This is a genomic window from Shewanella sp. CG12_big_fil_rev_8_21_14_0_65_47_15 (assembly GCF_002783505.1).
Taxonomy (GTDB): Bacteria; Pseudomonadota; Gammaproteobacteria; order Enterobacterales; family Shewanellaceae; genus Shewanella.
In genome coordinates, this window is sequence record NZ_PFGL01000034.1 from 1 (window position 1) to 5,311 (window position 5,311).

13 protein-coding genes are annotated in these 5,311 nt (G+C 46.3%); all 13 read left to right on the forward strand.

The window, feature by feature from the left end:
• Positions 1 to 25: 25 nt before the first annotated feature.
• The 13 genes from rpsS (at position 26) to rplR (ending at position 5,278) form a co-directional block, all read left to right on the forward strand.
• Positions 26 to 304, forward strand: a complete 279-nt coding sequence (gene rpsS, locus COW15_RS09455) for a 30S ribosomal protein S19 (RefSeq protein WP_006083596.1) — start codon at positions 26 to 28, stop codon at positions 302 to 304.
• Positions 305 to 319: 15 nt separating this feature from the next.
• On the forward strand, positions 320 to 652 hold the full coding sequence (rplV, locus tag COW15_RS09460; RefSeq protein ID WP_006083595.1) for a 50S ribosomal protein L22: 333 nt from the start codon (positions 320 to 322) through the stop codon (positions 650 to 652).
• A 9-nt stretch (positions 653 to 661) separates the two neighbouring features.
• Positions 662 to 1,354: a 30S ribosomal protein S3 gene (gene rpsC / locus COW15_RS09465; protein ID WP_007644428.1), complete on the forward strand. Its 693-nt coding sequence runs from the start codon at positions 662 to 664 to the stop codon at positions 1,352 to 1,354.
• Between the two features lie 11 nt (positions 1,355 to 1,365).
• Positions 1,366 to 1,776 carry a 50S ribosomal protein L16 gene (gene rplP / locus COW15_RS09470; RefSeq protein ID WP_006083593.1) on the forward strand — a complete coding sequence of 137 codons (411 nt, stop codon included), beginning with the start codon at positions 1,366 to 1,368 and terminating at the stop codon, positions 1,774 to 1,776.
• Positions 1,776 to 1,967, forward strand: a complete 192-nt coding sequence (gene rpmC, locus COW15_RS09475; RefSeq protein ID WP_006083592.1) for a 50S ribosomal protein L29 — start codon at positions 1,776 to 1,778, stop codon at positions 1,965 to 1,967. Before rplP ends, rpmC begins: the two co-directional genes overlap by 1 nt.
• Entirely contained in the window at positions 1,967 to 2,215 is a 249-nt protein-coding gene (gene rpsQ / locus COW15_RS09480; RefSeq protein ID WP_037457745.1) for a 30S ribosomal protein S17, read from the forward strand. The genes rpmC and rpsQ overlap by 1 nt, the downstream gene beginning before the upstream one ends.
• 178 nt (positions 2,216 to 2,393) lie before the next feature.
• Positions 2,394 to 2,762 (forward strand): 50S ribosomal protein L14, encoded by a 369-nt coding sequence (gene rplN, locus COW15_RS09485; RefSeq protein ID WP_006083590.1) that lies wholly within the window; start codon positions 2,394 to 2,396, stop codon positions 2,760 to 2,762.
• 11 nt (positions 2,763 to 2,773) lie between these two features.
• A complete protein-coding gene (gene rplX, locus COW15_RS09490) occupies positions 2,774 to 3,088 on the forward strand; it encodes a 50S ribosomal protein L24 (protein ID WP_007644431.1) in 315 nt (104 codons plus the stop codon).
• Between the two features lie 12 nt (positions 3,089 to 3,100).
• Positions 3,101 to 3,640: a 50S ribosomal protein L5 gene (gene rplE, locus COW15_RS09495; protein WP_007644432.1), complete on the forward strand. Its 540-nt coding sequence runs from the start codon at positions 3,101 to 3,103 to the stop codon at positions 3,638 to 3,640.
• Positions 3,641 to 3,650: 10 nt separating this feature from the next.
• Entirely contained in the window at positions 3,651 to 3,956 is a 306-nt protein-coding gene (gene rpsN, locus COW15_RS09500; protein WP_007644433.1) for a 30S ribosomal protein S14, read from the forward strand.
• A 24-nt stretch (positions 3,957 to 3,980) separates the two neighbouring features.
• Positions 3,981 to 4,373 (forward strand): 30S ribosomal protein S8, encoded by a 393-nt coding sequence (gene rpsH, locus COW15_RS09505; RefSeq protein WP_007644434.1) that lies wholly within the window; start codon positions 3,981 to 3,983, stop codon positions 4,371 to 4,373.
• 10 nt (positions 4,374 to 4,383) lie between these two features.
• Entirely contained in the window at positions 4,384 to 4,917 is a 534-nt protein-coding gene (rplF, locus tag COW15_RS09510) for a 50S ribosomal protein L6 (protein WP_293632241.1), read from the forward strand.
• Between the two features lie 10 nt (positions 4,918 to 4,927).
• The gene (gene rplR, locus COW15_RS09515; RefSeq protein WP_007644436.1) at positions 4,928 to 5,278 is read left to right on the forward strand and encodes a 50S ribosomal protein L18; all 351 of its coding nucleotides are present in this window, start codon (positions 4,928 to 4,930) and stop codon (positions 5,276 to 5,278) included.
• The last annotated feature ends 33 nt before the right edge of the window (positions 5,279 to 5,311 follow it).

Here is a 5,311-nt window from a genome sequence, read left to right on the forward strand (position 1 = left end):
GTAATAAATAGTAAGAGGATTCGCCATGCCACGTTCTCTCAAGAAAGGTCCCTTCATTGACCTGCACTTGCTGAAGAAGGTAGAGAAAGCGATGGAAGCCGGTGACAAAAAGCCTATTAAGACTTGGTCACGTCGCTCTATGATCATTCCAAATATGATTGGTTTGACCATCGCTGTCCATAATGGTCGTCAGCACGTTCCTGTGTTCGTAACTGACGAAATGATCGGCCACAAACTTGGTGAATTCTCACCAACTCGCACTTATCGCGGCCATGCTGCTGATAAGAAAGCGAAGAAGCGTTAATACGGGAGGAATAAGATGGAAGTTTTAGCTAAACATCGTTTTGCCCGTACGTCTGCGCAGAAGGCCCGTCTGGTTGCCGATCAAATTCGTGGTTTGCCTGTTGCTAAGGCCCTCGAAATTTTGACTTTCAGCCCGAAAAAAGCCGCCGTACTGGTTAAAAAAGTACTTGACTCAGCTATCGCAAACGCCGAACACAACGAAGGTGCGGATATTGATGAGCTAAAAGTAGGAGCCGTCTTTGTTGACGAGGGTCCAACTATGAAGCGTATCATGCCACGTGCTAAAGGCCGCGCTGATCGTATCATGAAGCGTACCAGCCACATTACTGTGGTTGTATCAGATCGCTAGGAGAGAGCAATGGGACAGAAAGTACATCCTAATGGTATCCGTCTGGGTATCACCAAGCCTTGGATCTCTACCTGGTACGCAGATAAGTCAGATTATGCCAATAATCTGAACAGCGACTGGGAAGTGCGTAAGTTTCTTGTAGAGAAGTTACAAGCTGCGTCAGTATCTAAGATTGTTATCGAACGTCCAGCGAAAAGCATCCGCGTTACGATTCACACTGCCCGTCCAGGTGTTGTGATTGGTAAGAAAGGTGAAGACGTTGAAGTATTGCGTGCTGCAGTTTCTAAACTTGCTGGCACTCCTGCTCAAATTAACATCGCTGAGATCCGTAAACCTGAGCTAGATGCCAAATTAGTTGCTGACTCTATTGCACAGCAATTAGAGCGTCGTGTGATGTTCCGTCGTGCTATGAAGCGCGCGGTACAAAACGCAATGCGTATTGGTGCTCAAGGTATCAAAGTTGAAGTTAGTGGCCGTCTAGGCGGTGCTGAGATTGCGCGCTCTGAGTGGTATCGTGAAGGTCGTGTACCTTTACATACTTTGCGTGCTGATATCGACTATTCTACATCTGAAAGTCACACTCAATACGGTGTGATTGGTGTTAAAGTTTGGATCTTCAAAGGTGAAGTTCTGGACGGAATGCTGCCACAGATTGAAGAGCCGAAACAGCAGCAACCTAAGCGCAAGCCTCGTGGTAAATAGGAGAGCCGGCAATGCTGCAACCTAAACGTATGAAGTTTCGCAAGATGTTCAAAGGCCGTAACCGCGGTCTAGCGAACGGTACCGAAGTTAGCTTTGGTACTTTTGGTCTGAAAGCAGTCGGCCGTGGCCGTTTAACTGCACGTCAGATCGAATCTGCACGTCGTGCCATGACACGTCACATTAAGCGTCAGGGACAAATTTGGATTCGAGTTTTCCCGGACAAGCCGATTACCTCTAAGCCTCTTGAAGTGCGTATGGGTAAAGGTAAAGGTAACGTTGAATACTGGGTATGTCAGATTCAACCTGGTAAGGTTCTTTATGAGATGAATGGTGTTTCTGAAGTGATCGCTCGTGAAGCGTTTGCTTTAGCTGCTGCCAAGCTTCCAATTAAGACTACCTTCGTAACTAAGACGGTGATGTAATGAAAGCGAGCGAACTAAGAGAAAAGAGCGTTGAAGAACTGAACGCTGAACTACTTGGTCTGCTGCGTGAGCAGTTCAACCTGCGTATGCAACACGCCACTGGTCAGTTGACTCAGACTAATCAACTGAAATTGGTGCGCCGTAACATTGCGCGCGTTAAGACCATTATTACTTCTAAGGCGGGTGCATAATGTCTGATAAAATCCGTACTTTGCAGGGTCGTGTTACTAGTAACAAAATGGACAAGTCCATTACTGTTGCTATCGAACGCCAAGTGAAACACCCAATCTATGGGAAATACATTAAGCGTACAACTAAGATCCATGCACATGACGAAACTAATCAGTGCAATGAAGGTGACGTAGTAGCGATTCGCGAATGTCGTCCTTTGTCTAAGACTAAATCTTGGACCCTGGTTGAAGTAGTATCAAAGGCCTAAGATAATTAGGTATTTAGGTAAACGGCTCCAGTATTTGGGGCCGTTTGTTTTTTAATACTATACTTTCCACTTTTATGGTGTTATATTTGCGCGCCATTTTTGACTAAATTAATAGCAAAAATTGGCGTTTATAGTCCCATAGTGGGAATTGTGTAGTAACGATAGCGGAGCACTTAAAATGATCCAAATGCAATCGACTCTTGACGTCGCATGTAATAGCGGCGCACGCAGAGTTCAGTGTATTAAGGTCTTGGGTGGCTCTCATCGTCGTTATGCCGGTATCGGCGACATCATCAAAGTTTCTGTTAAAGAAGCGATTCCTCGCGCTAAAGCGAAGAAAGGTGATGTGTATAACGCGGTGGTAGTCCGTACTAAGAAAGGCGTACGTCGTCCAGACGGTTCTGTCATTCGCTTCGATCGGAATGCAGCGGTTCTTTTGAACAACAACCTGCAGCCGATTGGCACTCGTATCTTTGGACCAGTGACACGTGAATTGCGTAATGAACAATTCATGAAAATTGTCTCGCTGGCACCAGAAGTACTGTAAGGAGCTTCAAAATGGCAGCTAAAATCCGTCGTGAAGACGAAGTGATTGTATTAGCAGGTAAAGACAAGGGTAAACGCGCTAAAGTTTCTCAAGTCCTACCTACTGGTAAATTAATTGTTGAAGGCATCAATCTTGTCAAAAAACACCAAAAGCCAAACCCACAACTGGGCGTAGCTGGCGGTATTGTTGAGAAAGAAGCACCGATACAAGCATCAAATGTAGCGATTTTCAACTCTGCCACTGGCAAAGCTGATCGCGTTGGTTTCCGCTTTGAAGATGGCAAAAAAGTTCGCTTCTTCAAATCGACCAGTGAACTCGTTAAGTAATTGGAGTAAACGATGGCGAAACTGCATGATAAATACCAAGAGACTGTTGTCGCTGAACTTGCTAAAAAGTTCGGTTATACCAGTGTCATGCAAGTCCCTCGGATTGAGAAAATCACCCTGAACATGGGTGTTGGCGAAGCAGTTGCAGACAAGAAAATCATGGAACATGCTGTCCGTGATATGACTGCGATCGCTGGTCAAAAACCAGTAGTAACTGTTGCTCGTAAATCAGTTGCTGGTTTTAAAATCCGTGAAGGCTACCCTATTGGCTGTAAAGTGACCCTGCGCGGTGAGCGTATGTGGGAATTCTTAGAGCGTTTAGTCGATATCGCAATCCCACGTATTCGTGACTTCCGTGGCTTAAGCGCTAAAGCGTTTGACGGCCGTGGTAACTACGCAATGGGCGTGCGTGAGCAGATCATTTTCCCAGAGATCGATTACGATAAAATCGATAAAATTCGCGGTATGGATATTGTTATCACTACCTCTGCGAAGACTGACGAAGAAGGTCGTGCTTTGTTAGACGCTTTTAACTTCCCATTCAAGAAATAAGGGTAGCGTAATGGCAAAATCATCAATGAAAGCACGTGAAGTTAAACGTGCACAGCTCGTAGCTAAGTTCGCTGAAAAGCGCGCCGCTCTTAAAGCTATTATTGTCAGTCCAACTTCTTCTGACGAAGACCGTTGGGATGCAGTATTAAAGTTGCAAGCTCTACCACGTGATTCCAGCGCTGCGCGTCAACGCAATCGTTGTAATCAAACTGGTCGCCCACATGGTTTCCTACGTAAGTTCGGCTTAAGCCGTATCAAGTTACGTGAAGCAACCATGCGTGGTGAAGTTCCTGGCCTACGTAAGGCTAGCTGGTAAGCACTTGTCACGGAGTAAGCTAATATGAGCATGCAAGATCCTATTGCGGATATGTTAACCCGTATTCGTAACGGCCAAGCTGCTAACAAAGTATCTGTGAAGATGCCTTCTGCTAAGTTGAAAGTCGCTATTGCGAAACTGCTTAAAGAAGAAGGTTATATCGCTGATTACGCCGTAGCAGATGAAGCCAAGCCTGAACTGGAAATTACATTAAAGTATTTCCAAGGCCAACCAGTCGTTGAGACTATCCAGCGCGTAAGTCGTCCTGGTCTTCGTATTTACAAAGGTAAAAACGAACTTCCAAAGGTGATGGGCGGACTGGGTGTCGCAATTGTGTCCACTTCTAAAGGCTTGATGACTGATCGTGCCGCCCGCCTTGCAGGCATGGGTGGCGAGGTTATCTGCTACGTAGCATAAGGAGCTAGGAATGTCTCGTGTAGCAAAAGCACCAGTATCTATTCCAGCTGGCGTAGAGGTGACCTTAAACGAACAGACTCTGACCGTCAAAGGCGGAAAAGGTAGTCTGACTCGAGTGATCAACAATGCGGTCAATGTTGTTATTGAAGATGGCGTAGTTAAGTTCCTCCCTGTTGAAGGCGTAGTTAACGCTTGGGCACAGGCAGGTACAACTCGTGCGTTAGTAAACAACATGGTTGTTGGTGTATCTCAAGGTTTTGAGCGTAAGTTAAAGTTAGTTGGCGTTGGTTACCGTGCGAAACTCGTCGGTGCTGATATTGACCTGACTTTAGGTTTCTCTCATCCGTTAGTACACAAACTGCCCGCAGGCGTTACTGCAGAGTGCCCTAGCCAAACTGACATCGTCCTACGTGGCGTTGATAAACAGTTAATTGGCCAAGTCGCTGCTGAGATTCGCGGATACCGTCCACCAGAGCCATACAAAGGCAAGGGTGTTCGCTATGACGACGAAGTAGTACGCCGTAAAGAGGCTAAGAAGAAGTAGGTAACGCGATATGGATAAGAAAACATCTCGCTTACGTCGCGCTATTCGCGCTCGTAAGAAGATCCAAGAGCTGGGCGTGAACCGTCTGGTTGTACATCGTACACCGCGTCACATTTATGCTCAGGTGATCAATCCTGAAGCTCAGGTGGTGGCAGCTGCTTCAACCGTGGAAAAAGCGGTTAAAGAGCAACTGAAGAGTACCGGTAACGTAGACGCGGCTAAAGCAGTAGGTAAGTTTGTTGCTGAGCGCGCGATCGAAAAAGGCGTGACTTCTGTTGCGTTCGATCGTTCTGGTTTCAAGTATCACGGTCGTGTAGCTGCTCTAGCAGATGCTGCTCGTGAAGCTGGCCTCCAGTTCTAAGGGGTTATAAAAATGGCTAAATTAGAAGCTCAG

Bases quoted from the DNA above. Each gene is read 5' to 3' on its own strand.
- rpsS (WP_006083596.1), top strand. From the start codon at position 26: ATGCCACGTTCTCTCAAGAAAGGTCCCTTCATTGACCTGCACTTGCTG.
- rplV (WP_006083595.1), top strand. From the start codon at position 320: ATGGAAGTTTTAGCTAAACATCGTTTTGCCCGTACGTCTGCGCAGAAG.
- rpsC (WP_007644428.1), top strand. From the start codon at position 662: ATGGGACAGAAAGTACATCCTAATGGTATCCGTCTGGGTATCACCAAG.
- rplP (WP_006083593.1), top strand. From the start codon at position 1,366: ATGCTGCAACCTAAACGTATGAAGTTTCGCAAGATGTTCAAAGGCCGT.
- rpmC (WP_006083592.1), top strand. From the start codon at position 1,776: ATGAAAGCGAGCGAACTAAGAGAAAAGAGCGTTGAAGAACTGAACGCT.
- rpsQ (WP_037457745.1), top strand. From the start codon at position 1,967: ATGTCTGATAAAATCCGTACTTTGCAGGGTCGTGTTACTAGTAACAAA.
- rplN (WP_006083590.1), top strand. From the start codon at position 2,394: ATGATCCAAATGCAATCGACTCTTGACGTCGCATGTAATAGCGGCGCA.
- rplX (WP_007644431.1), top strand. From the start codon at position 2,774: ATGGCAGCTAAAATCCGTCGTGAAGACGAAGTGATTGTATTAGCAGGT.
- rplE (WP_007644432.1), top strand. From the start codon at position 3,101: ATGGCGAAACTGCATGATAAATACCAAGAGACTGTTGTCGCTGAACTT.
- rpsN (WP_007644433.1), top strand. From the start codon at position 3,651: ATGGCAAAATCATCAATGAAAGCACGTGAAGTTAAACGTGCACAGCTC.
- rpsH (WP_007644434.1), top strand. From the start codon at position 3,981: ATGAGCATGCAAGATCCTATTGCGGATATGTTAACCCGTATTCGTAAC.
- rplF (WP_293632241.1), top strand. From the start codon at position 4,384: ATGTCTCGTGTAGCAAAAGCACCAGTATCTATTCCAGCTGGCGTAGAG.
- rplR (WP_007644436.1), top strand. From the start codon at position 4,928: ATGGATAAGAAAACATCTCGCTTACGTCGCGCTATTCGCGCTCGTAAG.